The 23,862-nt window shown below is 64.5% G+C and carries 21 protein-coding genes; 10 read left to right on the top strand and 11 right to left on the bottom strand.

Annotated elements, in window-relative coordinates; genetic code table 11:
- Positions 1-10 precede the first annotated feature (10 nt).
- Positions 11-1,018 (bottom strand): LysR family transcriptional regulator, encoded by a 1,008-nt coding sequence (locus ACREXZ_RS07610; protein ID WP_431763441.1) that lies wholly within the window; start codon positions 1,016-1,018, stop codon positions 11-13.
- A gap of 146 nt (positions 1,019-1,164) precedes the next feature.
- On the opposite strand from ACREXZ_RS07610, the gene ilvD reads away from it, so the two are divergent.
- Both ilvD and ACREXZ_RS07600 read left to right on the top strand, forming a co-directional pair.
- The gene (gene ilvD / locus ACREXZ_RS07605) at positions 1,165-2,838 is read left to right on the top strand and encodes a dihydroxy-acid dehydratase (RefSeq protein ID WP_431763440.1); all 1,674 of its coding nucleotides are present in this window, start codon (positions 1,165-1,167) and stop codon (positions 2,836-2,838) included.
- 210 nt (positions 2,839-3,048) lie between these two features.
- Positions 3,049-3,375: a c-type cytochrome gene (locus ACREXZ_RS07600; protein WP_431763439.1), complete on the top strand. Its 327-nt coding sequence runs from the start codon at positions 3,049-3,051 to the stop codon at positions 3,373-3,375.
- Positions 3,376-3,417: 42 nt separating this feature from the next.
- Here the strand turns inward: ACREXZ_RS07600 and ACREXZ_RS07595 are convergent, their stop codons facing one another.
- The 3 genes from ACREXZ_RS07595 to ACREXZ_RS07585 all read right to left on the bottom strand — a co-directional run bounded on the left by ACREXZ_RS07595 (position 3,418) and on the right by ACREXZ_RS07585 (position 5,907).
- A complete protein-coding gene (locus tag ACREXZ_RS07595) occupies positions 3,418-3,816 on the bottom strand; it encodes a DUF2486 family protein (protein ID WP_431763438.1) in 399 nt (132 codons plus the stop codon).
- A gap of 87 nt (positions 3,817-3,903) precedes the next feature.
- On the bottom strand, positions 3,904-4,320 hold the full coding sequence (locus tag ACREXZ_RS07590) for a DNA polymerase III subunit chi (protein ID WP_431763437.1): 417 nt from the start codon (positions 4,318-4,320) through the stop codon (positions 3,904-3,906).
- A 78-nt stretch (positions 4,321-4,398) separates the two neighbouring features.
- Complete coding sequence (locus ACREXZ_RS07585) at positions 4,399-5,907, bottom strand: leucyl aminopeptidase (protein ID WP_431763436.1); 1,509 nt, start codon at positions 5,905-5,907, stop codon at positions 4,399-4,401.
- Positions 5,908-6,032: 125 nt separating this feature from the next.
- Here ACREXZ_RS07585 and lptF point away from each other — a divergent pair, with 125 nt between their 5' ends.
- From lptF to ACREXZ_RS07570, 3 genes are read left to right on the top strand one after another with little or no spacing between them, the layout of a single operon-like run.
- On the top strand, positions 6,033-7,133 hold the full coding sequence (lptF, locus tag ACREXZ_RS07580) for an LPS export ABC transporter permease LptF (RefSeq protein WP_431763435.1): 1,101 nt from the start codon (positions 6,033-6,035) through the stop codon (positions 7,131-7,133).
- A gap of 3 nt (positions 7,134-7,136) precedes the next feature.
- A complete protein-coding gene (lptG, locus tag ACREXZ_RS07575; protein ID WP_431763434.1) occupies positions 7,137-8,285 on the top strand; it encodes an LPS export ABC transporter permease LptG in 1,149 nt (382 codons plus the stop codon).
- Between the two features lie 10 nt (positions 8,286-8,295).
- On the top strand, positions 8,296-8,691 hold the full coding sequence (locus ACREXZ_RS07570; protein WP_431763433.1) for a sirohydrochlorin chelatase: 396 nt from the start codon (positions 8,296-8,298) through the stop codon (positions 8,689-8,691).
- 80 nt (positions 8,692-8,771) lie between these two features.
- On the opposite strand, the gene cobA is transcribed toward ACREXZ_RS07570, so the two are convergent.
- The 6 genes from cobA to ACREXZ_RS07540 form a co-directional block, all read right to left on the bottom strand.
- Complete coding sequence (cobA, locus tag ACREXZ_RS07565; RefSeq protein WP_431763432.1) at positions 8,772-9,527, bottom strand: uroporphyrinogen-III C-methyltransferase; 756 nt, start codon at positions 9,525-9,527, stop codon at positions 8,772-8,774.
- 57 nt (positions 9,528-9,584) lie between these two features.
- On the bottom strand, positions 9,585-10,925 hold the full coding sequence (locus tag ACREXZ_RS07560) for a sulfate adenylyltransferase subunit 1 (protein WP_431763678.1): 1,341 nt from the start codon (positions 10,923-10,925) through the stop codon (positions 9,585-9,587).
- A 4-nt stretch (positions 10,926-10,929) separates the two neighbouring features.
- Positions 10,930-11,892 carry a sulfate adenylyltransferase subunit CysD gene (gene cysD, locus ACREXZ_RS07555; protein WP_431763431.1) on the bottom strand — a complete coding sequence of 321 codons (963 nt, stop codon included), beginning with the start codon at positions 11,890-11,892 and terminating at the stop codon, positions 10,930-10,932.
- A gap of 83 nt (positions 11,893-11,975) precedes the next feature.
- The gene (locus tag ACREXZ_RS07550; protein WP_431763430.1) at positions 11,976-12,725 is read right to left on the bottom strand and encodes a phosphoadenylyl-sulfate reductase; all 750 of its coding nucleotides are present in this window, start codon (positions 12,723-12,725) and stop codon (positions 11,976-11,978) included.
- Entirely contained in the window at positions 12,722-13,258 is a 537-nt protein-coding gene (locus ACREXZ_RS07545; protein WP_431763429.1) for a DUF934 domain-containing protein, read from the bottom strand. The genes ACREXZ_RS07550 and ACREXZ_RS07545 overlap by 4 nt, the downstream gene beginning before the upstream one ends.
- Before the next feature lie 22 nt (positions 13,259-13,280).
- Positions 13,281-14,960 (bottom strand): nitrite/sulfite reductase, encoded by a 1,680-nt coding sequence (locus ACREXZ_RS07540; RefSeq protein WP_431763428.1) that lies wholly within the window; start codon positions 14,958-14,960, stop codon positions 13,281-13,283.
- A 213-nt stretch (positions 14,961-15,173) separates the two neighbouring features.
- On the opposite strand from ACREXZ_RS07540, the gene ACREXZ_RS07535 reads away from it, so the two are divergent.
- From ACREXZ_RS07535 to ACREXZ_RS07515, 5 genes are all read left to right on the top strand, one after another.
- On the top strand, positions 15,174-16,115 hold the full coding sequence (locus ACREXZ_RS07535; RefSeq protein WP_431763427.1) for a CysB family HTH-type transcriptional regulator: 942 nt from the start codon (positions 15,174-15,176) through the stop codon (positions 16,113-16,115).
- A 138-nt stretch (positions 16,116-16,253) separates the two neighbouring features.
- A complete protein-coding gene (locus tag ACREXZ_RS07530) occupies positions 16,254-17,411 on the top strand; it encodes an ABC transporter substrate-binding protein (RefSeq protein WP_431763426.1) in 1,158 nt (385 codons plus the stop codon).
- A 1,051-nt stretch (positions 17,412-18,462) separates the two neighbouring features.
- A complete protein-coding gene (locus tag ACREXZ_RS07525; protein ID WP_431763425.1) occupies positions 18,463-19,635 on the top strand; it encodes an efflux RND transporter periplasmic adaptor subunit in 1,173 nt (390 codons plus the stop codon).
- A 15-nt stretch (positions 19,636-19,650) separates the two neighbouring features.
- Positions 19,651-22,851, top strand: a complete 3,201-nt coding sequence (locus ACREXZ_RS07520) for an efflux RND transporter permease subunit (protein ID WP_431763424.1) — start codon at positions 19,651-19,653, stop codon at positions 22,849-22,851.
- A gap of 77 nt (positions 22,852-22,928) precedes the next feature.
- On the top strand, positions 22,929-23,186 hold the full coding sequence (locus tag ACREXZ_RS07515) for a hypothetical protein (protein ID WP_431763423.1): 258 nt from the start codon (positions 22,929-22,931) through the stop codon (positions 23,184-23,186).
- A gap of 48 nt (positions 23,187-23,234) precedes the next feature.
- Here the strand turns inward: ACREXZ_RS07515 and ACREXZ_RS07510 are convergent, their stop codons facing one another.
- Positions 23,235-23,711, bottom strand: coding sequence for a GNAT family N-acetyltransferase (locus ACREXZ_RS07510; protein WP_431763422.1), 477 nt, complete (start codon positions 23,709-23,711; stop codon positions 23,235-23,237).
- Between the last annotated feature and the right edge of the window lie 151 nt (positions 23,712-23,862).

The following is a 23,862-nucleotide window of genomic DNA, read 5'->3' as shown; positions in this document are numbered from 1 at the left end:
CGCGATGCGTTCAGCGCCGCGGCGCCACAGCCTTCCTCGCGACCGTCGCCGCATGCGCGCGCACGATCTCGATAAAGCCCGCGAGCACCGGACTGACCTCGGTCGTGCGCCACACCAGCCCGGTCTCGATCGCGGGTACCGCCTCGCGCAGCGGCCGGTACACGACGCCAGTGCGCCGCAGATTACGCAGCGATTGCGGCACCAGTGCGACGCCCATGCCCGCCGACACGAGGCTTACGATCGTCTGCATCTGGATCGCTTCCTGGCCGATGCGCGGTGCGAGGCCCGCCACGCCGTAGCAATCCATAATGATGTCATAAAAGCCAGGCGCCAAACGCCTCGGGAAGACGACGAGCGGTTCGTCGGCGACGTCGGCGAGACTGATCGGTGCCGGGTTCCAGCCGCTGTCGTCCGGCTCGACGGGGGTACTGCGCTTCCGCGCGCGCGAGCCGGGGCCAGCGTCGAGGCGCGCCGCCAGCGCCGACGACATCGCGATCACCAGCGGCTCGCGGGCGATCGGCAGCCACGACAGCTGCGCCGCGTGGCGCGGCGGCAGCGGCGCGATCACGAGGCCCGCATCGATGCGGCCGGCCACGAGTTCGTCGATCTGCACGTCGCTGGTCGCCTCGGTCAGTTGCAGCCGCACGCGTGGGTGGCGCGCGCCGAAATCGCTCAGTAGCAGCGGCAGCAGCCCGTAGTCGGCGGTCGACACGAACGCGAGCGACAGCACGCCCGCCTCGCCGCGCGCGAGGCTCTGCGCAAGCGGACGCAGCCCCTCGGCTGCGGCGATCAGCCGGCGCACCTCGGGCAGCAGGTCGGCACCGACCGGCGTGAGCTCCACCGAGCGCCGCGTGCGCGCGAACAGCGCGACGCCGAGCGTGTCCTCGAGCGCGCGGATCGCCTGCGACAGCGGCGGCTGCGTCATCGACAGGCGTGCGGCCGCGCGGCCGAAGTGCTTCTCTTCGGCCACGGCGATGAAATAGCGCAGCTGGCGCAGGTCGGGCGTGACAGGTTGCATAACTCAGGTCAGATGACTGATACATTTTACGACTCAATAGGCCCTCAATAATATATTGGACACGCGCATCAGGACATTGCATTCTTGCGCCACACGCCGGCCCTGCCGCACGGCGTACAGATCAAAACAAACGGATGGAGCTCCCCATGTCGTACAACCGTCGTTCGAAGAACATTACGCAAGGCGTCGCGCGTTCGCCGAACCGTTCGATGTATTACGCGCTCGGCTATGAGAAAGAAGATTTCGACAAGCCGATGATCGGCATCGCGAACGGCCACTCGACCATCACGCCGTGCAACTCCGGCCTGCAGCGTCTCGCCGACGCCGCGGTCCACGCCGTCAAGGACGCCGGCGCGAACCCGCAGATCTTCGGCACGCCGACGATCTCCGACGGGATGTCGATGGGCACCGAAGGGATGAAGTACTCGCTCGTGTCGCGCGAAGTGATCTCCGACTGTATCGAGACCTGCGTGCAGGGCCAGTGGATGGACGGCGTCGTCGTGATCGGCGGCTGCGACAAGAACATGCCGGGCGGCATGATCGCGCTGTCGCGGCTCAACGTGCCGGGCATCTACGTGTACGGCGGCACGATCCGTCCGGGCAACTGGAAGGGCAAGGATCTGACGATCGTGTCGTCGTTCGAGGCGGTCGGCGAATTCACGGCCGGACGGATGTCGCAGGAAGATTTTGAAGGGGTCGAGAAGAACGCGTGCCCGTCGTCGGGCTCGTGCGGCGGCATGTACACCGCGAACACGATGAGTTCGTCGTTCGAGGCGCTTGGCATGTCGTTGATGTACTCGTCGACGATGGCGAACCCGGACGACGAAAAGGTCGGCTCGGCGGCCGCCTCGGCACGCGTGCTCGTCGAGGCAGTGAAGCAGGACCTGAAGCCGCGCGACATCATCACGAAGAAGTCGATCGAGAACGCCGTGGCGCTGATCATGGCGACGGGCGGCTCGACGAACGCGGTGCTGCACTATCTCGCGATCGCGCACGCGGCCGAAATCGAATGGACGATCGACGACTTCGAGCGCATCCGCAAGCGCGTGCCGGTGATCTGCAACCTGAAGCCGTCGGGTCAGTACGTCGCGACCGATCTGCACAAGGCCGGTGGCATTCCACAGGTGCTGAAGCTCCTGCTCGACGCCGGACTGCTGCATGGCGACTGCGTGACGATTACCGGCAAGACGATCGCCGAGGAACTGAAGGACGTGCCGTCGGTACCGCGCGCCGACCAGAAGGTGATCTTCCCGATCGAACAGGCGCTGTACAAAGAAGGCCACCTCGCGATCCTGAAGGGCAACCTCGCGACCGAAGGCGCGGTGGCGAAGATCACCGGCCTGAAGAACCCGGTCATCACGGGCCCGGCGCGCGTGTTCGACGATGAGCAGAGCGCGATGGACGCGATCCTGAGCGACAGGATCAAGGCCGGCGACATTCTCGTGCTACGCTACCTCGGCCCGCGTGGAGGCCCCGGCATGCCGGAAATGCTCGCACCGACGTCGGCGATCATCGGCAAGGGGCTTGGCGAATCGGTGGGCTTTATCACCGATGGCCGCTTCTCGGGGGGCACGTGGGGCATGGTGGTCGGCCACGTCGCGCCGGAAGCGTTCGACGGCGGCACGATCGCGTTCGTGCACGAAGGCGATTCGATCACGATCGATGCACACAAGCTGCTGCTCGAGCTGAACGTCGACGACGCCGAACTCGCCCGCCGCCGCGCCGCATGGCAGCAACCGAAGCCCCGCTACACGCGCGGCGTGCTCGCGAAGTACGCGGCGCTCACGCTGCCGGCGAACAAGGGCGCGATAACAGGCTGAGTCTGAGCTTGAGCGCACGCTCGCACACGCGGGCCTGGGCAACCGCTCGACAAGGGCACACGATGAATCGTGTGCCCTTTTTCATTGCCGCGCGCACCAGCCCATCGACCCCTGAACCACTTCTTCTTTGCTCTTATAATGCGGACACCCAATGCGGGCACCTGATGCGCACACCACAAGCTGGACGTCCGTCCGGCGGAGACCAGAAAAATGAGATCGAAGACGTATGCAGCCGTGGCGCTGGCCAGCGCATTCGCGACCGGTGCCGCACATGCCGAAGCGACCGCCGGCGGTCTCGCGCTCGCGCAGCAGCAGAACTGCATGAGCTGCCACTCGGTGACGCGTCAATTCATGGGACCTGCGCTGCACGACGTCGCGGCGAAATACGCGGGCCGCAACGATGCGGCCGCGTACCTCGGGCACAAGATCATCGAAGGGAGTGTCGGCGTGTGGGGACCGGTGCCGATGCCGGCCAACACGCAGCTCACACCGGATCAGGCCGCAAGCCTTGCCGCGTGGATCCTGACGCTGAAGTAATCGATATCTACATCGAGCAGCGGCTCGAACGATACGAGCCGCTCAATGCTCCGGCGCGCGGCGCGCCATCTCTTCCCTCATCGCCTCGCGCACCCAGCCGGTCATTTCCGTTTCGAGCGCCAGCGCGACTTCACGCGTGATGTGGTTCACGAGCCATGTCGTGTGGTCGTGCAGCGCGTCGCGACAGCGCGCTTCGACGATGCTGCGCCCTTCTCCCGTCAGATAGTTCGCAAAGCGGCCGCGCAGCCGCTCGGCAAGTATTTCAGGGTCGTAGCCGCGCAGATCGGTGGGCGCCGGCGCGCCGGGATCCATGCGGGGATCGAGGCCGGGCGGCCCGGATTCTGCAAATGTGGGATACGTTGCTGCTCGCGCATGCTCGGGGTTGCCCTGCACGAGCACATCGTTCAGCACCGGGATCGAACTGTCGTAGGAATCGGACACGGGAACACTCCGTCGAAGGATCGAACCGTTAGCGGGCATCAGGCATCTCAGCACGACCGCCATGCAACCGCCGCACAACCGGAAAACTCAGTCGCCCTGCTTGTAGTTGTTCAAAGCATAGCCGCGATCGCGGTAGAAGCGATAGCGGTCGCGACCGGACGCGAGTTCATCGGGCGCATTGCCGACGATCTCCAGCAGGCGCTCGAAGCGTGCGAACTGCGCCGGCACCTCCGCGCCCAGATTGAGCAGCACCTGATGATGCGGCGCATCGTCGAGATTCGACGTCAACACGATCGGCGTCTGCGCGGCGATCGCCATGCCCGCCATGCAGTGCGGCACGAAGTCGAGTGCGGAGAACGTCCACAGCATCCCGTCGAAGGCGCGCAGCCGCGGCGGTTCGGCCAGCACGATAGTCGGCTGGCCGGCCTGATACGCCTTGCGCGCGAGACGGCACGCGTACAGCAGCGCGTCGCCGACGTTCGTGTGGAAATCGATCCGCGTCATCGTGCGGATCGTGCCGATCGTGCGTATTGCGGCAGGGCCTGCGCCCCGCCGCTCTTGCTGCGCAGCGTCATGACGCGATTACGCCGAGCGGTCGATCAGGAACTGCGCGAGCAGCGGCACCGGACGCCCCGTCGCACCCTTCGCGGCGCCGCTCTTCCACGCGGTACCCGCGATGTCGAGGTGCGCCCACGGGTACGCTTCGGTGAAGCGCGACAGGAAGCACGCGGCCGTCACACTGCCCGCCGGCCGCCCGCCGATGTTCGCGAGATCGGCGAAGTTCGACTTCAACTGCTCGTGATATTCGTCGTCGAGCGGCAGACGCCATGCCGGGTCGGACGCTTCCTTCGACGCATCGAGCAGTTCGCCCGCCAGCGCATCGTCCTTCGAGAACAGGCCGCTGTTGTGGTGGCCGAGCGCAATGATGCAGGCGCCCGTCAGCGTCGCGATGTCGATCACCGCGGCCGGCTTGAAGCGCTCCGCGTAGGTGAGCGCGTCGCACAGGATCAGGCGGCCTTCGGCGTCGGTGTTCAGCACTTCGATCGTCAGACCCGACATGCTGGTGACGATGTCGCCCGGCTTCGTTGCATTGCCGGCCGGCATGTTCTCGCAGGTCGGGATGATGCCGACGACATTGATCTTCAGCCCCATCTCGGCGACCGCGCGCAGCGTGCCGAGCACCGAGCCCGCGCCGCACATGTCGTACTTCATCTCGTCCATGCCCTCACCCGGCTTCAGCGAGATGCCGCCGGTATCGAACGTGATGCCCTTGCCGACCAGCACGACCGGCGCCGCCTTCGCGGCCGCCCCCTGGTACTGCAGCACGATGAACTGCGGCGGTTCGACCGAGCCGCGCGTGACCGACAGGAACGAGCCCATCTTCAGCGCTTCGAGCTGCTTCTGGCCGAGCACGTCGACCTTCAGCTTCCAGTCTTTCGCGAGCTTCTTCGCGGTATTCGCGAGATAGGTGGGCGTGCACACGTTGGCCGGCAGATTGCCGAGGTCGCGGGTCAGGTCCATGCCGTTCGCGAGCGCGGCGCCCTGCTTCGCGGCCACCTTCGCGGCTTTCTCGTCGGCGGTGTCGACGCTGAACACGACGCGCTTTAACGCGCGCGGGCTGTTGTCCGGCTTGCTCTTCATCTGCGTGAAGCGGTACGTCTGTTCGCGCAGTGCGAGGATCGCGGCGCGCACGGCCCAATCGCCCGAGCGCTCGAGCACCGGCAGCTGCGCGAGCGTGAACGCGACCTGCGCAACCTTCGTGCCGAGGACCGCGCGCCATGCGGCGCGGGCCGCGTCGGCGTAGGCCTTCTGGGTAAACTTGTCCTGCTTGCCGAGACCGACCAGCAGCACGCGCGATGCGCCGATGCCCGATACTTCGTGCAGGAACAGCGTCGTGCCGCTCTTGCCGTCCATGTCGCCGGCCTTGATGATGCGCGTGAGCAGCCCCTTCGTGGCCGCATCGATTTCCAGCGCGGCACCCGACAGCGTCTGCGATTCGAACACACCGATCACGATGCAATCGGATTTGCCGGTCGGGAACCCGGTTGACGAGCCTTTGCTCCAATCACAGGCTTTTATGCTAAAGTCCATCGCGCTTGTCCTCGGATAAAATCTGGGCTTAGGATGAAAGCCGCAATTATCCGCTATTTTTCCCGCGGCGGCTGCATGGATAGCGCGACAGGCGCGATCCAACGCACGCCCTCTTGCCATCAACAATGATCTTTGAACGCTCCCTCCAGCGCGAACTCGCGTACACGGCTGGTGCCGTGTTCATGGTTCTGCTCACGCTAGTGCTGACGACGATGATGATCCGCATCGTCGGCTTCGCGGCGTCCGGCGAGATCGATCCGCGCGACGTGCTGGTGCTGATCGGCCTCACCGTGATCGGTTACCTCGCGATCATGCTGGTCGCCACGCTGTTCGTGTCGATCCTGTTCGTGCTCACGCGCTGGTACCGCGACTCCGAGATGGTCGTGTGGCTCGCGTCGGGCGTGAGCCTCACGCGTTTCATCAAGCCGATCGGCCTGTTCGCGACGCCGATCGTGATCCTCATCATGTTCTTCGTGTTCGTCGGCTGGCCGTGGTCGAACCAGCAGAACAAGCTGATCCGCGCACGCTTCCAGCAGCGCGACGAAGTCTCGCTGCTCGCACCGGGCCAGTTCCGCGAATCGGCGACGAGCCATCGCGTGTTCTTCATCGAAAAAATGTCGCCGGACCAGGCGCGCGTCGAGAACGTGTTCGTCACCAGTACCGAAGGCGGCAAGGTCAACGTCGTCGTATCGAAAACGGGCCACACGGAAACGCAGAAGAACGGCGACCGCTTCGTCGTGCTCGAGAACGGCCGACGCTACGACGGCGAGCCGGGCCATCCGGATTTTCGCATCATGGAATTCGAGCGCTATGGCGTGAAGATCCAGAGCCAGCCGGTCATCAACACACCGACCACCACCGGCACGCCGACCCTCGATCTGCTGCGCAATCCCACCCGCGACAATCTCGCCGAATTTGCATGGCGCGCGGGCCTGCCACTGATCGCGATCAACCTGATGCTGCTCGCGATCCCGCTCGCGCACCAGAACCCACGCCGCGGCCGCACGATCAACCTCGTGATGGCGGTGCTGATCTATCTGACCTATTCGAACCTGCTGAACGTCATCCAGTCGTGGATCGAGCAGGGCAAGATGTCGTTCGTCGTCGGACTCCTCGGTCTGCATATCATCGTGGCGGGTGTCGTCGTGTTCATCTTCTGGTTGCGCGTGCGCAACCGGCCGCTGTTTTCGCGGGCGATGTTTCGTCGTTCGTCGCAGGGAGCGTGACCGATGCGCATCTATGAACGGTACTTCGCGCGGCAGATCTACCTCACGTTCGTCTTCATCCTGTTCGCGTTTTCGGGTCTGTTCTTCTTTTTCGACCTGATCAACGAACTGAACTCGGTCGGCCACGGCAACTACAAGTTCGGCTACGCCGTGCTGCGCGTCGCGCTGCAGACGCCGTCGCGCTTCTACGAGATCATCCCGGTCGCCGCGCTGATCAGCGCGATCTACGTGTTCGCGCAGATGGCCGCGAACTCCGAATACACGATCTTCCGCGTGTCCGGCCTCGCGACCAACCAGGCGCTGCGCTCGCTGCTGAAAATCGGCATTCCGATCGTGATCGTCACGTATCTGATCGGCGAAGTGGTCGGCCCGTACACCGACCAGCTGTCTGAACGCGTGCGGCTCGAAGCACTCGGGTCGTCGGTGTCGAGCAACTTCGAATCGGGCGTGTGGGTGAAAGACACGCTGACCGCGCGCGCGGACGGCGAGCAGGTCACGCGCTTCGTCAACGTCGGCAAGCTGCAGCCGGACGCGACGATCAGCGATGTGCGGATCTACGAATTCGATGCGAAATTCCGCCTGTCGAACGTGCGCATCGCGAAGAGCGGCAAGTACCAGCCGCCCGGCCACTGGCTGCTGACCGACGTCACCGATACGCAACTGCTCGACGTCGGCCCGTCGCGTTCGCAACCCACCGACGCGCTGAATCCGGTGTATCGCGCGACCCAGACCACACTGCCTGAATACTCGCTGCGCTCCGAACTGACGCCACAGATCCTGTCGGTGCTGCTCGTGTCACCGGAACGGATGTCGATGTTCAACCTGTTCCGCTACATCCAGCATCTGACCGAGAACCATCAGGACTCGCAGCGCTACGAGATCGCACTGTGGCGCAAGCTGCTGTATCCGTTCGCCGTGTTCGTGATGCTGGTGCTGTCGCTGCCGTTCGCGTACCTGCATACGCGCGCGGGTGTGGTCGGCGTGAAGGTGTTCGGCGGGATCATGCTCGGGATGAGCTTCCAGCTGTTCAATACGCTGTTCTCGCACATCGGCACGCTGAACACGTGGCCCGCGCCGATCACCGCGGCGACGCCGGGGTTGGTCTATCTGGTGCTCGGGCTCGTCGGGTTGAAGTGGGTCGACCGGCATTAGGAGCGACACGATGAGCGTGCACGGCATCGTCCTGTTCGGCCACGGAGCGCGCGATGGGCGCTGGGCGGAGCCGTTCGAGCGTCTCGCCGTGAAGCTGCGCGATGCGCACGGCACGGCTGGTCCGGTTGCGCTCGCGTTTCTCGAACTGATGTCGCCAGATCTGCCCACGGCCGTCGCAGAGCAAGTCGCGGCCGGCTGTGCCGCAATCACCGTGGTGCCGGTTTTCTTCGGCCAGGGTGGCCACGTACGGCGCGATCTGCCGGCGCTTATCGACGCGTGCCGTGTCGCGCATCCGGGCGTGACGATCCATTGCGCAATCGCAGCCGGCGAAGACGACGGCGTGCTCGACGCCGTCGCCGATTACTGTCTACGGCAGATTGCCGGGTCCTCGTCTCCCGCTGACTGATGAACGCATGGCGTTCGTAAGCACAAAACAAAACGCGCCGGCATGCCGGCGCGTTTTTTCTGGTGGACCCGAACCTGAATTCAGGCTGCGTCCAGCATCCCGCCCTTTCCTTCGGTATCCGTCGCGGCGACACGTGACGCAAACGCTTCCCCGATCATCAGCAGACTAGGCTGCGCAGGATCGAGCCACGTCTGCGCGTCGCCATCGGCGAGTCCTTTGAGCGTCAACGTCAGCGTGCGTTCGCGCGGTGTGCTACACGCCTCGACAATCGCCACCGGCGTCGTTGCAGGACGCCCCGCCTCGATCAACTGACGCGCGATCTCCGGCGCGCTGTCGCGCCCCATGTAGAACACCAGCGAATCGGCATTGACCTGCTCGCGGATCGCTTCGCTGTCGGGCGCGCGACTGTACGTCGCGAGCGCGACGCTGCGCGCGACACCACGCAACGTCAGCGAACGGCGTAGCGTCGCCGCGCCGGCGAGCGCGGCCGTGATGCCCGGCACAACCTCGTAATCGATACCCGCGGCTTCGAGTGCCCGCATTTCTTCATCAGCGCGGCCGAACAGCATCGGATCGCCGCCCTTGAGCCGCACCACGACGCCGTGTTCGAGCGCGGCATCGACGATCTGCTTGTTGATGAAGTGCTGCGCGGTCGAGCGCTGACCGCAACGCTTGCCAACCGCGATCTTGCGCGCGTCAGGCGCGTAGTCGAGCATCACCGGCTCGACGAGGGCGTCGTGCAGCACCACGTCAGCGGTGCCCAGCAGGCGTGCCCCACGCACCGTGATGAGATCCGCTGCGCCAGGCCCTGCACCGATCAGATACACCTTACCCATTGTGTTTCAGTCCCGTTCGTCCGTTCATGCGCGACGCTCAATCGCGCTCAGCCACACTCACGCGGAAAATGCACGAATCATGCCGGCAGCGACCGTGTGATGCGTCGCCTCGTCGATCAGCACGAATGCGCCCGTCGCCTGATTCGCGTCGTACGTATCGCACACGAGCGGCTTTTGCAGCGTTACCGACACGCGGCCAATGTCGTTCATCGCGAGGTCGTTGCGGTCCACCGCGTGCGACAGCGTATGCACGTCGAGCACCTTGCCGATCGCGCCGATCCGTGCGAACACCGTGCTCGTGGTCTGCTTCAGCAGATACTTGCGCTGCGTCGACAGAGGCGTCTCGTCGAACCAGCACAGGTCGGCTTCGAGCTTCTTCGCCGGCTGCGGTATCGCTTCAGTTGCCCCCCCCGGCGATGCGCCGCGAAGCACGAACGTATCGCCGCGCGATACGTCGACATCCTCCGCGAGGCGGATCGTCACCGTCTGCCCCGCGAACGCGCGCTCGACCTGCTCAGTGCCGCCAGGCACCGGCGCGATGATCTCGGCGACCGTTGCTTCGCGGTTCGCCGGCAACACGACGATCGTATCGCCGGTCTTCACTTCGCCCGCTTCGACACGGCCCATGTAGCCGCGGAAATCGTCCGCCTGGCTGCCGTCCTGACGCGCGACCCATTGCACCGGGAAACGCAGCGTCTGGCCGACCGGAAGTTCGACCGGCAAGGTTTCCAGCAGGTCGAGCAGCGGCTCGCCCGCGTACCACGGCATCCGTTCGCTCGCGGTGACGATGTTGTCGCCCTTCAGCGCCGACACCGGCACGAAGCGCACGTCGGCGAGACCGAGCTGGCGCGCGAGTTCGACGTACGCGTCGCGGATCTCGTTGAAACGCGCTTCGCTGTAGTCGACCAGATCCATCTTGTTGATCGCGACGATCGCGTGCTGCAGCCCGAGCAGCTTGACGATCGCGCTATGCCGCTTGGTCTGCGGCAGCAGTTGCGCGACGCCGTTCTCGAACGTCACGCGCGTCGCGTCGACGAGAATGATCGCCGCATGCGCGGTCGATGCACCCGTCACCATGTTGCGCGTGTACTGCTCGTGACCCGGCGTGTCGGCGATGATGAACTTGCGCTTCGCGGTCGCGAAGTAGCGGTACGCGACGTCGATCGTGATGCCTTGCTCGCGTTCGGCTTCGAGGCCGTCGGTCAGCAGCGACAGGTCGATCTCATCACCGACGGTGCGCTTGTTCTTCGCGCGCGACAGTGCCGACAGCTGGTCGGACAGAACCGCCTTGCTGTCGTACAGCAGACGGCCGATCAGCGTGCTCTTGCCGTCGTCGACGCTGCCCGCGGTAATGAAACGCAGCACGCCAAGGTCTTCCGGTTGATGAATGCTCATGATTGCCTTAAAAATAACCCTGCTTCTTGCGCTGTTCCATCGCGGCTTCCGACGTCTGGTCGTCCATCCGCGTCGCGCCGCGTTCCGTGATTTCGGTCACGGCCGTTTCGGCGATGATCTTCTCGAGATCGTCCGCGTCGCTTTCCACCGGGCACGTGCAGCTGATGTCGCCCACCGTGCGGAAGCGCACCAGCGTGGTTTCGCTCGTCTCGCCGTCGTGGATCGGCGTGAGCGGCGTCACCGGCACCAGCAGGCCGTTGCGGCGCACGATCTCGCGTTGATGCGCGTAGTAGATCGACGGCAGTTCGAGCTTCTCGCGCGCGATGTACTGCCACACATCGAGTTCGGTCCAGTTCGAGATCGGGAACACGCGCAGATGTTCGCCCTGATGCAGCCGCGCGTTGAAGAGACTCCACAGTTCCGGGCGTTGCGCCTTCGGATCCCACTGACCGAATTCGTCGCGGAACGAGAAGATGCGCTCCTTCGCGCGGGCCTTTTCTTCATCGCGGCGCGCGCCGCCGATCATCGCGGTATAGCCGTGTTCGGCAATCGTCTCGAGCAGCGTGATGGCCTGCACGGCGTTGCGCGAATCGGTCTCGCGGCGCAGACGCACGGTACCGCGCTTGATCGAATCCTCGACGTGGCCGACCACCAGCTCCGCGCCGATCTCCTGCGCGCGGCGATCGCGGAAGTCGATCACTTCGTCGTAGTTGTGACCCGTGTCGATGTGGACGAGCGGGAACGGCAGCGAGGTCTTGCGATTCGCGCCGAGGCCAAACGCCTTCAGTGCGAGATGCAGCACGACCACCGAGTCCTTGCCGCCCGAAAACAGCAGCGCGGGCTTGCTGCATTCGGCGACCAGTTCGCGCAGGATGTGAATCGACTCGGCTTCGAGCCAGTCGAGATGATCCATCCGGTTCGGCGCGCCGGCAGTCGTTGCAGTCACAGTGGAATCGAGCGTCGTGCTCATGTTCAGGTCCTTCGTCGGTTCGCGCTGCGGCTTTTGGCCACCGCGCGGGAAATAATCAGGTTTTCTGCTGTGCGGCCTGCGCATCAGGCGGATGCATGTCCGTTGTCGACCGCGATCGGAATCGTCGTGATGTGCAACCCGCATTCCTTCATGTCGCGCGACTCCCACCACCAGCGGCCGGCACGGCTGTCCTCGCCGGGACGGATCGCGCGGGTACACGGCTCGCAGCCGATGCTCGGATAGCCGCGCGCATGCAGCGGATTGACCGGCACATCGAACGCCTTCAGATACGCCCACACGTCTGCCTCGGTCCAGTCCGCGAGCGGATTGAACTTCGCGATACCGCGTGCGCCATCTTGCTCTTCTTCGTGCAGTTCCGCGCGGGTTACCGACTGTTCACGGCGCTGGCCCGTCACCCACGCGCTGACGCCGGCGAGCGCGCGATTGAGCGGCTCGACCTTGCGGATCTCGCAGCAGCGCTTGCGCAGATCGATGCTCTCATAAAACGCGTTCAGCCCATGCTGCGCGACGTATTCGTCGATCGCGTCCTGCTGCGGATGAAACTGCTCGATGTCATAGCCGTAGCGCTCTTTCACGCGATCAAGCATGCCGAGCGTTTCCGCATGCAGACGACCGGTGTTCAGCGAGAAGATGCCGATCTTCACGCTACGCGACAGGATCGCGTGGGTCAGCAGCATGTCCTCCGCGGCGAGGCTGCTCGCGAGCTTCACGCTGGTATGGTGTGCGGCGATCGAGTCGAGCAGCGCATCGAGCCGTTCGACCTTCGCGGCGAGTTCCACGTCAAGCTCGACTGAAGAAGTAACGGCGCTCATGCGACCGCCTTCGCCGCTGCGTCGCGACGGCGGAACAGCGGCGACGGGTTGTCCACCGCGCCCTGGTACTGCACGCTGAAATCGTCGAACGCATTCAGCGCGTCGCGGATGTCTTTATCTGCGCGCACCGCGTATGAATCGAAGCCGCAGCGGTACATGAAGGTCAACTGGTCGCGCAGCACGTCACCGATCGCGCGCAGTTCGCCCTTGTAGCCGTAGCGTTCGCGCAGCAGCCGCGCGATGCTGTAGCCGCGGCCGTCGAGAAACTTCGGGAAGTCGATCGCGATCAGCGCAACCTGGTCGAAGTCGTTGGCGATGTCCGCCGGTTCGCTGTCGGGTGCGAGCCACACGCCAAGTTCGGCGGCGCTGCGCGTCGCGGCGAGCGCGTCACGCGAGGACTGCCACAGCGTGAGCGGCACCACGATCTTGCCTTCCGGCAACGCGTCAACGGCGGGCAACGTGCCGTCTTCGGCCGCGCGCACCACGGTCCAGTCGTCGTCGACGATCGTGCGATTCCTGATAATCGAAGCCATCTGCCTGTTTCCTTTATCCGGGTTACGCGTGAGCCGGCTGACGCGATGCGTACACCCGATCCTTGAACGGCGCGAGGCCGATGCGGTTGTACGTGTCGATGAAGCGCTCGCCGTCGGTACGATGTTCGACGAAGGTGTCGATCACTTTCGACACCACGTCCGGCATCTCTTCCGCCGAGAACGACGGCCCGATCACGCGGCCAAGATGCGCACCGGTCGCGCCATTGCCCTGCTCGCCGCCGAGCGTCACCTGGTACCACTCGGAACCGTCCTTATCGACGCCAAGCACGCCGATGTTACCGACGTGATGGTGACCGCACGCGTTGATGCAGCCCGAGATGTTCAGCGATACGTCACCGAGGTCGTACACGTAGTCGAGATCGTTGAAACGCTCCTGGATGGCGAGCGCGATCGGAATCGACTTCGCATTCGCGAGCGAGCAGAAGTCGCCGCCCGGGCACGCGATGATGTCGGTCAGCAAACCGATGTTCGCCGTCGCGAAACCTTGCGTCTTCGCCTTTTCCCACAGATCGAACAGATCACGCTTCTTCACGTTCGCGAGAATCAGGTTCTGCTCGTGCGACACGCGGATCTCGCCGAGCGAGTATTGATCGGCCCAGTCGGCGACCGCTTCCATCTGCGTATCGGTTGCGTCGCCGGGGGCGATGGTCGTCGGCTTCAACGACAGCGTCACCGATGCATAGCCCGACACCTTGTGCGGCCGCACGTTACGCTCGACCCAGCGCGCGAACCCGCGGTTCTCGAGCAGATGCTTCTCGAAAGTCGCGTCGGTATCCGGCAGCTTCTCATACTGTGGCGGCTGGAAGTACTGCGACACGCGCTCGACTTCCGCCTGCGTCAGCGTCGACGGGCCGTCCTTCAGGTGCTGCCATTCTTCCTCGACCTGCTGCGAGAACTTCTCGGGGCTCAGCGCCTTCACGAGAATCTTGATGCGCGCCTTGTACATGTTGTCGCGGCGGCCATAACGGTTGTACACGCGCAGCACGGCTTCGCAGTACGTGAGCAGATGCTGCCAGGGCAGATCCTCGCGGATGATCGCGCCGATGATCGGCGTGCGGCCCATGCCGCCGCCGGCCAGAATGCTCGCGACGACTTCGCCGTCCGCGTTCTTCTTCAGATAGACGCCGAGATCGTGGATCTGCACGGCCGCGCGGTCTTCTTTCGAACCGGACACCGCGATCTTGAACTTGCGCGGCAGCCACGCGAATTCCGGATGGAACGTCGACCACTGGCGCAGGATTTCAGCCCACGGACGCGGATCGACGACCTCGTCGGGCGCGACGCCCGCGAACTGGTCGGCGGTGATGTTGCGGATGCAGTTGCCCGACGTCTGGATGCCGTGCATCTGCACGGACGCGAGCTTCTCGAGCAGATCGGGCGTTTCTTCGAGCTTGATCCAGTTGTACTGGATGTTCGAACGTGTCGAGAAGTGGCCGTAGCCGCGGTCGTGCTCGCGCGCGATGCGCCCGAGCATGCGCATCTGGTCGCTGCGCAGGTTGCCGTACGGAATCGCGATGCGGTGCATGTACGCGTGGCGCTGCATGTACAGGCCGTTCTGCAGGCGCAACGGACGGAACTCGTCTTCGCTCAATTCGCCGGACAGGCGGCGGCGAACCTGGTCGCGGTACTGCGCGACGCGTTCGTCGACGATGGTCTGGTCGTACTGATCGTATTGATACATTCGGGGACCCCAGTTCTCGTGGCACGCGGCGTTCCGGTTACGTCGCGTCTGGATATCAGATTGGCCACGCGCGCGAGCGATCGTTCAGCCCGATCGCTCATTTGCTAATGACAAAAACAGATAACCATATTGGAAAAGTTGGGGTAATCGTAATAAACTCGCTTTATATTTCAAACGACTAAAAAATTCTTTTTATATGCGGAGAGGTTATAAATGAACCTGCACCAGTTCCGCTTCGTCCGCGAGGCCGTCCGGCAGAACTTCAACCTCACCGAAGCGGCGAAAGCACTGTATACGAGCCAGCCCGGGGTCTCCAAGGCAATCATCGAGCTGGAGGACGAACTAGGCGTCGAAATCTTCACCCGCCACGGCAAGCGCGTGCGTTCGCTGACCGAACCGGGCCGGATCATCCTCGCGTCGGTCGAGCGGATCCTGCTGGAAGTGGAGAGCCTCAAGCGGGTCGGCAAGGATTTCGCGGCGCAGGACCAGGGCAATCTGGTGATCGCCGCGACCCATACGCAGGCGCGTTACTCGCTGCCCGCCGCGATCGCCGAATTCAAGAAACGCTTCCCGAAGGTGCACCTTTCGATTCTGCAAGGTAGCCCAACCCAGGTGGCCGAAATGGTGATCCACGACCAGGCCGACCTCGCGATCGCCACCGAGGCGATCGCCAACTATAAGGAACTCGTGTCACTGCCGTGCTTCCAGTGGCACCACGTCGCCGTGATGCAGCCGGATCATCCGCTGCTCGAGCGCAAGCTGCTGTCGCTCGACGACCTGACGCAGTACCCGCTGATCACCTACGACAACGCGTTCGCCGGCCGCACGAAGATCAACGAAGCGTTCCGGCTGCGCGGGCTGCACCCGGACATCGTGCTCGAGGCGATCGACGCCGATGTGATCAAGACCTACGTCGAGCTGGGACTCGGCGTCGGCATCATGGCCGACATCGCGTTCAACGCCGAACGCGACCGGCATCTGCGCGCGCTGCCGGTCGGCCACCTGTTCGGCAGCAACGTGACGCGCGTCGCGCTGAAGCACGGCGCCTACCTGCGCAGCTACGTGTACACGCTCGTCGAGCTGCTGTCGCCGGGGCTGAACCGCAAGCTGATCGAGCAGGCGTTGAAGGGCGAGCACGAAACCTACGAGCTTTGATTGACCGCGCTGCTTGCGCAGGCCGCGCGCAGATGAGCGGCGTCGTGCCGCTTGCCCTTGCGTAGCGCCCATGCATCGGCCGTTATCGACATTATTGACCCGATATTCTTGACCGCATCGACCGCTACGGAGACCCGGATGGACCATAAGAAAACCCTGCGCTGCCTCGCCGCCGTCGGCGCGCTACTGATCGCGACCACCGCGCAGGCCGACCTGAAAGTCGGCATCGACCTGTCGAGCACCGGCCCCGCGGCCACGATCGGCATCACGAGCAAGAACGCGATGCTGATGTGGCCGAAGACGATCGCTGGCCAGAACGCGCAGTACCTGATCCTCGACGACGGCTCGGACCCGGGCAACGCGGTGAAGAACATCCGCAAGCTGATCAATGAAGACCACGTCGACGTGATCGTCGGCCCGAACATCACGCCGGCCGCGCTGGCCGCGCTCGATCCGATCGCTGAGAACCAGACGCCGATGATCACGCTGATTGGCTCGGCGAGCGTCGTCGAGCCGCAGGAAGGCAAGCGCGTGTGGGCGTACAAGATGGCGCAGACCGACAGCGCGATGGCCGATGTGATGACGCGCTACATGGCGAATCACAACGTGAAGACGGTCGGCTTCATCGGCTTCGCGGACAGCTATGGCGACAGCTGGCTGAACGAGTTCACGAAGTTCGCGACGCTGCGGCACATCCAGGTCGTCGCGTCCGAGCGTTTCAACCGCACCGACGCGAGCGTAACCGGGCAGGTGCTGAAGCTGATGGCTGCGAAGCCGGACGCGGTACTGATCGCGGGCGCAGGCACGCCGACCGTGCTGCCGCAGCGCACGCTGGTCGAGCGCGGCTTCAAGGGGCCGATCTACCAGACGCATGGCATCGCGACGCCGGAGTTCATCAAGCTGGGCGGTAAGGACGTCGAGGGCACGTTGTTCCCGACGCAGCCGGTCGTGGTCGCGCGCACTTTGCCCGCCGATCATCCGGCGAAGAAGGCAGCGCTTGCTTTTGTCGATGCCTACGAGGCGCGATATGGTGCCGGTACGGTGACGCAGTTTGCCGGCGATGCGGCGGGTGTTTATCCGCGGTTACAGGATGCCGTGGCGCGTGCGTTGAAGACGGCGCAGCCTGGGACCGTGGCGTTTCGCGTCGCTTTGCGGGATGAGCTCGAGCATGCGCATGAGCTTGTCGTGCCGAATGGGGTGGTTAGCACGAGTGCGAAGGATCACGTTGGGCTGGATCAGCGGGCTAGTGTGATGGGGACGATTAAGGGTGGGAAGTTTGTTTATTTAAGTCAGTAAGGGTTGGTTTTTTGCCTGCGGCTGCTGTTTTGCTTTTCGTGTTGCGGTGCTGATTTGCGCCTCTCGGCGCGGACGTTGGGCTTTGCTGTTTGCCCTGGCTGGCGGCTGCGATTTGGCGCCTCGCGGCGCAGGCGTTGGTTTTGCTTTTTGCCCCTGCAGGTGGCTGCGATTGGGCGCCTCGCGGCGCAGGCGTTGGTTTTGCTTTTTGCCCCTGCAGGTGGCTGCGATTGGGCGCCTCGCGGCGCAGGCGTTGCCCCTGTGCGGGGCGGCACCTCCTTTCTTTGCCGCGGTGGCAAAGAAAGGAGGCAAAGAAAGCCGCTCGACACGAAGCTTCTCGTTTCCGGAGGCTTGCCCTGGTGGCCCTCGCCTAAGTGAGCACCTCGTTCACACAGCACAGTGGTCCGAGACGAGACCCGCCCTCGCACCCCACACGTTAGTGACAAGGCCATCATCCGTTCCGGCGGGCTTCGCCGCCGACGGGCATAACACCCCCGGTTATGCGGTCGCTGTTCTGCGGTGCATCCTCACTCTTCCCCGACGGTTTCCCATGCAGACCCGGCCGCGCGCACACCAGTGCGCCGCGGGGTGGGCGGGCCCCTTGTCACTTAGTGGGGCCACGCGAGGGACGGTCTCGTCTCGGACCACTACCGTGTCGGTGCGAGGACGACACTTAGGTGCGGGCCATCTCTGGTTACGCGCGGAAAGGACTCGGTAACGTGTCGAGCGGCTTTCTTTGCCTCCTTTCTTTGCCGCGGCAAAGAAAGGAGGTGCCGCCCCGCACAGGGGCAACGCCTGCGCCGCGAGGCGCCAAATCGCAGCCGCCTGCAAGGGCAACCAGCAAAGGCCAACGCCCACGCCTCGAGGCGCCCAATCACAGCCGCCTGCCAGGGCAAGCAAGGACAAGCAAGAACAACAAGCCGGCGCCGCCCCCAAACCCCAACGACCAAAAACTCTCCTTCATTCCCCGTGTACCATCCTGACAGCCGGCTTGCAGCCCGCACCGGCCCCGGTTAACTTCAAGCCACCCGGCCACCGGCCCATAACAACTCACATGCAAGCCATCAAAAAACGCACCTTCGTCATCGTTGCAGCGCTAATAGCGATCGTCCTCATAGTGGCGATCACCCACGCGATCCGCTCGCGCAGCTCGGCACCGCCAAAGCAAGACGCGACGCAAACAATCTCCATCATCGAATTCACCCCCGACGACCTCACCGTCGTCGCGCGCCGCACGCTCTCCGAAACGCTGCCGCTCACCGGCTCGCTGCGCGCGGTCGCGCAGGCCGAAGTGAAATCGAAAGTCACCGGTTCGGCACTCCGCGTCGAGGTTCGCGAAGGCGACACCGTAAAAGCCGGTCAGGAACTCGCCCGGATCGACGCACGCGACTACGCAGCCCGCGCCGGCCAGGCCCGCGGCCAGGTCGACGCGATGGCCGGCCAGCTCGACATCGCGAAGCAGACGCTCGACAACAATCGCGTGCTCGTGCAGAAAGGCTTCATCTCGAAGAACGCTTTCGACACCGCGCAAAGCCAGTACGAGATCGCGCGCGCCAATCTCGACGCGGCACGCGCCTCGCTCGCATCGTCGAACCTGTCAGTGGACGACACGGTGATCCGCTCGCCGATCGACGGCCAGGTCGCATCGCGTTCGGTCGAGCCCGGCGAGAAAGTCGCGGTCGACACGAAGCTGTTCGACGTCGTCGATCTGCGCACGCTCGAACTCGAAGCACCGGTACCGGTCGGCGAGATCGGCGGTGTGCGCGTCGGTCAGCCGGTGCACATCGTGTTCGACGGCGTCAGCGAACCGGTCGACGGCGCGATCACGCGCATCAACCCGGCCGCGCAGGCCGGCTCGCGCTCGATCACGGTCTACGTGCGCCTCGCGAACCCGTCGCTGACGCTGCGGGTCGGCATGTTCGGCACCGGCTCGATCGCCATCGGCGGTCGCGACAATGTGCTCGCCGTGCCCGCCACCGCGGTACGCACCGACGGCCAGCATCGCAGCGTCTACGCGATCGCGAACGGCAAGCTCGTCGAGCAAACCGTGCAGACCGGCGCGACCGGAAACACAAAAAACAACGACAACGACGCGTGGACCGAAATCACCGGCGGCCCTCTCGCCGAGGGTCAGCAGATCGTGAAGAACAACCTGGGCTCGCTACGCATCGGCAGTACCGTGCGCATGGTGCAGTCCGCGCAGCCGGCCAACGCCGCCGCGCGCTGACCGGAGTCCGCATCCATGTGGTTCACGCGCATCAGCATCCGCAACCCGGTGCTCGCCACGATGATGATGGCGGCGTTTCTCGTCATCGGGCTGTTCTCGTATCAGCGGCTCAAGGTCGACCAGTTTCCGGACATCACGTTTCCCGTCGTCGTCGTGCAGACGGCCTTCCCCGGCGCGTCGCCGGAATCGGTCGAATCCGACGTCACGCGCAAGATCGAGGAAGCGGTCAATACGATCAGCGGCATCGAGCAGATCACGTCGCGCTCGTACGATGCGCAGTCGGTCGTGATCGTCGAATTCGATCTGTCTGTCAATGCCGCGCAGGCAGCGCAGGACGTGCGCGACAAGATCGCACTGATCCGCCCGGACCTGCGCGACGGCGTGAAGGACCCGCGCGTGCTGCGCTACGATCCGTCCGATCTGCCGATCATCACGGTCGCGATCTCGAGCGTGCCCGCGGCAGGCGGCACGCCGCTGTCGACGCGCGACCTGACGACGGTCGCCGATCAGGTGGTACGCAAGCGGCTCGAAACGGTACGCGGCGTGGGCTCGGTGTCGCTCGTCGGTGGCGTGAAGCGCCAGGTGCGTATCGACGTGCGCCCTGAGCGCCTGCAGGCGCTGCAGGTCGGCGTCGACCAGGTGATCCGCGCGGTGCAGAACGAGAATCAGGAGATTCCGGCCGGACCGCTCACATCACACGACGTCGAGCAGAGCGTGCAGGTCAAGGGCCGCTTCGCGACGCCCGACGAGTTCAAACGCATCATCGTCGCGCGACGCGGCGCACAGTCGGCGATTCCGACCGCGACGTCCGCGACGCAGCCGGTCACGCTCGACCAGGTCGCCGACGTCGTCGACGGTCAGGAAGAACCGGACAGCATGGCGCTGCTCGACGGCCGGCGCGCGCTGTTCCTGTCGATCATCAAGGCGCAGGGCGAAAACACGGTCGACGTCGCGCACGGCATTCGAGACGAGGTCGCGCGGCTCGGCCCGGTGCTGCCGCCGGGCGTGAAGCTCGACATCATCGACGACACGTCGCTCGACATCGAGAACAGCGTCAACGAAGTGAAGCGCACGCTGTTAGAAGGCGCGGTGCTGACCGTGCTGATCGTGTTCCTGTTCCTCGGCTCGTGGCGCAGCACGGTGATCACCGGCCTCACGCTGCCGATCGCGCTGATCGGCACGTTCGCGTTCATGTACATGGCCGGCTTCACGATCAACGTGATCACGCTAATGGCGCTGTCGCTGTGCGTCGGCCTGCTGATCGACGACGCGATCGTCGTGCGCGAGAACATCGTGCGGCACGTGCAGCTCGGCGCCGATCACCGCACCGCCGCGCTCGACGGCACGAAGGAAATCGCGCTCGCCGTGCTCGCGACCACCTTCTCGATCGTCGCCGTGTTCCTGCCGGTCGGCTTCATGGGCGGCATCATCGGACGCTTCTTTCACCAGTTCGGCGTGACGGTCGCGGCGGCCGTGCTGATCTCGATGTTCGTGTCGTTCACGCTCGACCCGATGCTGTCGTCGATCTGGCCGGACCCCGATCTGCACGACGAGGAAACCGGCCGCAAGGGAGCGCGCTATGGCCGTGCGATCGCGCGGTTTCTCGGTTTCTTCGACGCGCAGGTGGACAGGCTCGCAGGCTTCTACCAGCGGCTGCTCGGCTGGGCGCTGCGGCATCGCGTCGCGACGCTCGCAGTCGCAGCCGCGACCTTCTTCGGCAGCCTGTTCCTCGTGCCGTTCGTCGGCACCGAGTTCGTGCCGAACGCGGACTTTTCCGAAACGCAGGTCGGCATCACGACACCGGTCGGTACGTCGCTCGACGCGACATCCGTGCGCGTCGCACAGGTGCAGAAGATTCTCGCGACCTACCCCGAGGTGCGCTACACGTACGCGACCGTCAACTCTGGCGACACGCAGGGCAAGAACACGGCGATGATCACCGTGCAGCTGAAAGAACGGCGCGATCGCACGCGCGGCGTGCAGGAGTTGAACGAGTTGTTTCGCACGCGGCTTGCGTCGGTCGCGGGCATCGCGGTCACGCAGATCGGCATGGCTGACGGTGCTGGCGGCACGAAGGCGATCCAGCTGAGCCTGCAGGGCGACAACCTCGACGAACTGCGCCGCCTGTCCGAAGCCGCGCAGGCGCGGCTCGCGAAAATCCCTGGCCTCGTCGACCTCGACGCGAGCCTGAAGGCCGACAAGCCGATCGTCGCGATCGGCCTGAAGCGCGAACTCGCGTCGGACCTCGGCGTCGGTGTCGCGGATGTCGGCACCGCGTTGCGTCCGCTGCTGTCCGGCGATGCGATCAGCACGTGGCGCGCACCCGACGACCAGGACTACGACGTCAGCGTGCGGCTACCGCCGTCGCAGCGTCAGGATGTCGACGATCTCGCGCGGCTGATGATCGCAACCAACCGTACCGATGCAAACGGCGCGCCGGTGCTCGTGCCGCTGCGGCAGATCGCGGACATCGAGCAGACGACCGGCCCGAACGTGATCAACCGCCGCGACCTGCAACGCGAAGTGGAGCTGTCGGCGAACGTCAACGGCCGCTCGCCGGGCGACGTCGCCGCGGACGTCGCGAAGACGCTCGACGCGATGCATCTGCCGGCCGGCTACCGCTACCGCTTCGAGGGCTCGACGAAAAGCATGAACGAGTCGTTCGTCTACGCGGTGCAGGCGCTCGCGCTCGCGATCATTTTCATCTACATGATTCTCGCGTCGCAGTTTGCGAGCTTCGCCCAGCCGCTCGCGATCATGGCGTCGCTACCGCTGACGCTGATCGGCGTGCTGCTCGCGCTGCTGCTGTTCGGCAGCACGCTGAACATGTTCTCGATCATCGGCTTCGTGATGCTGATGGGGCTCGTCACGAAGAACGCGATCCTGCTCGTCGACTTCGCGAACCAGGCACGGCGCGGCACGCTACTCGACGCATCGGGCAAAGGTCGCGTGATGGCACGGGACGATGCGCTGCTCGAAGCGGCGCGCGTGCGGCTGCGGCCGATCCTGATGACGACGCTCGCGATGATCTTCGGCATGCTGCCGCTCGCGTCGGGCATCGGCGAAGGCGGCGAGCAGCGCGGGCCGCTCGGGCAGACGGTGATCGGTGGCGTGATTACGTCGTCGCTGCTGACGCTGGTGGTCGTGCCGGTGGTGTATGCGGTGCTGGATGACTGGGCGGGGTGGGTGCGGCGGAAGTGGGGAAAGCGGGGGTGATGGGAGCGTGTGGCCGGCCAACCTCGCGAAGTTGGTACAGTAGCGATCTATTCGCCTTCTTCGCGGTCCCCCATCCCATGCGCACGACTCGAGCCATCCACGCCGTCGAACGGCTGAAAACCCGCAGCGGCAATCCGCAATTCGCGGCGATCGGGCTGCAGAACGGCCTGTTCTATCTGGTCGACCGTTCGGGCGGAAGCGACGCGAAGGTCAGCGATCCGTTGCCGCTCGACGATTTCGTGAAATTCGTCGATGGATTCGGACCAGCGAAGCCGCGCAAGGCGAGCAAGCTGGACGTCGCGTTCGAAGCGCAGATCAAGAAGAGCGGGAAGTAGAACCGCTCGTTTGCTGTTTGCGGCAGGCCGTCGTCTGACGTGACGACGTCACTGCAGATCCACCGAAGCGGACACACCGCTATCGCGGTCCCGAGGAGCTCGAACGTAGTGGATGTCCCACTCGGCCTCCTCGATCTTGACGAAGCCGTGGCGCTGATAAAAGCGGTTTGCGTCGCTCTCGCGGAGCGCGCCGACCTTGACCGGGATCGAGCGGGAATCGGCGTCGGCAAAGATGCTGTCGAGCACGACCGAACCGATGCCCCTTCCCTGATGTTCCGGCAGGATGTACAGGTTTTCGATCATCAGGTAACCGTCCGTCGGCTTGACCACGACAAAGCCGACCGATACGCCATCGGCGACGATGAATCGACTGCATGACGGATCGAACGACAACAGAAAACGATCCCGCGCACGCTGAGGATCGAAGCGACCGATGCGCTCCAGACTTTCCCGCATCGCGTCGATGCGGATCTTGACCAGCGTTTCGCCGTCGTTATGGGTTGTACTTGCGAATGTCAACTTCAACTGCTGCTCCTTATCGATCGTTCGTCGCGTTCCTCGAATACTCCGCCGCAAGCCACCCTACAACAGTTACTCCGACAACACACCCGAGCTCCCGCGACAAGACACTAGAATTATCGATGGGCGCGACAAGCGCAAGCGCTTTACAGGAAGC

It is taken from the genome of Paraburkholderia sp. (genome assembly GCF_050742655.1).
Classification (GTDB): domain Bacteria; phylum Pseudomonadota; class Gammaproteobacteria; order Burkholderiales; family Burkholderiaceae; genus Paraburkholderia.
This window is presented reverse-complemented; position numbering and strand designations above follow the sequence as displayed.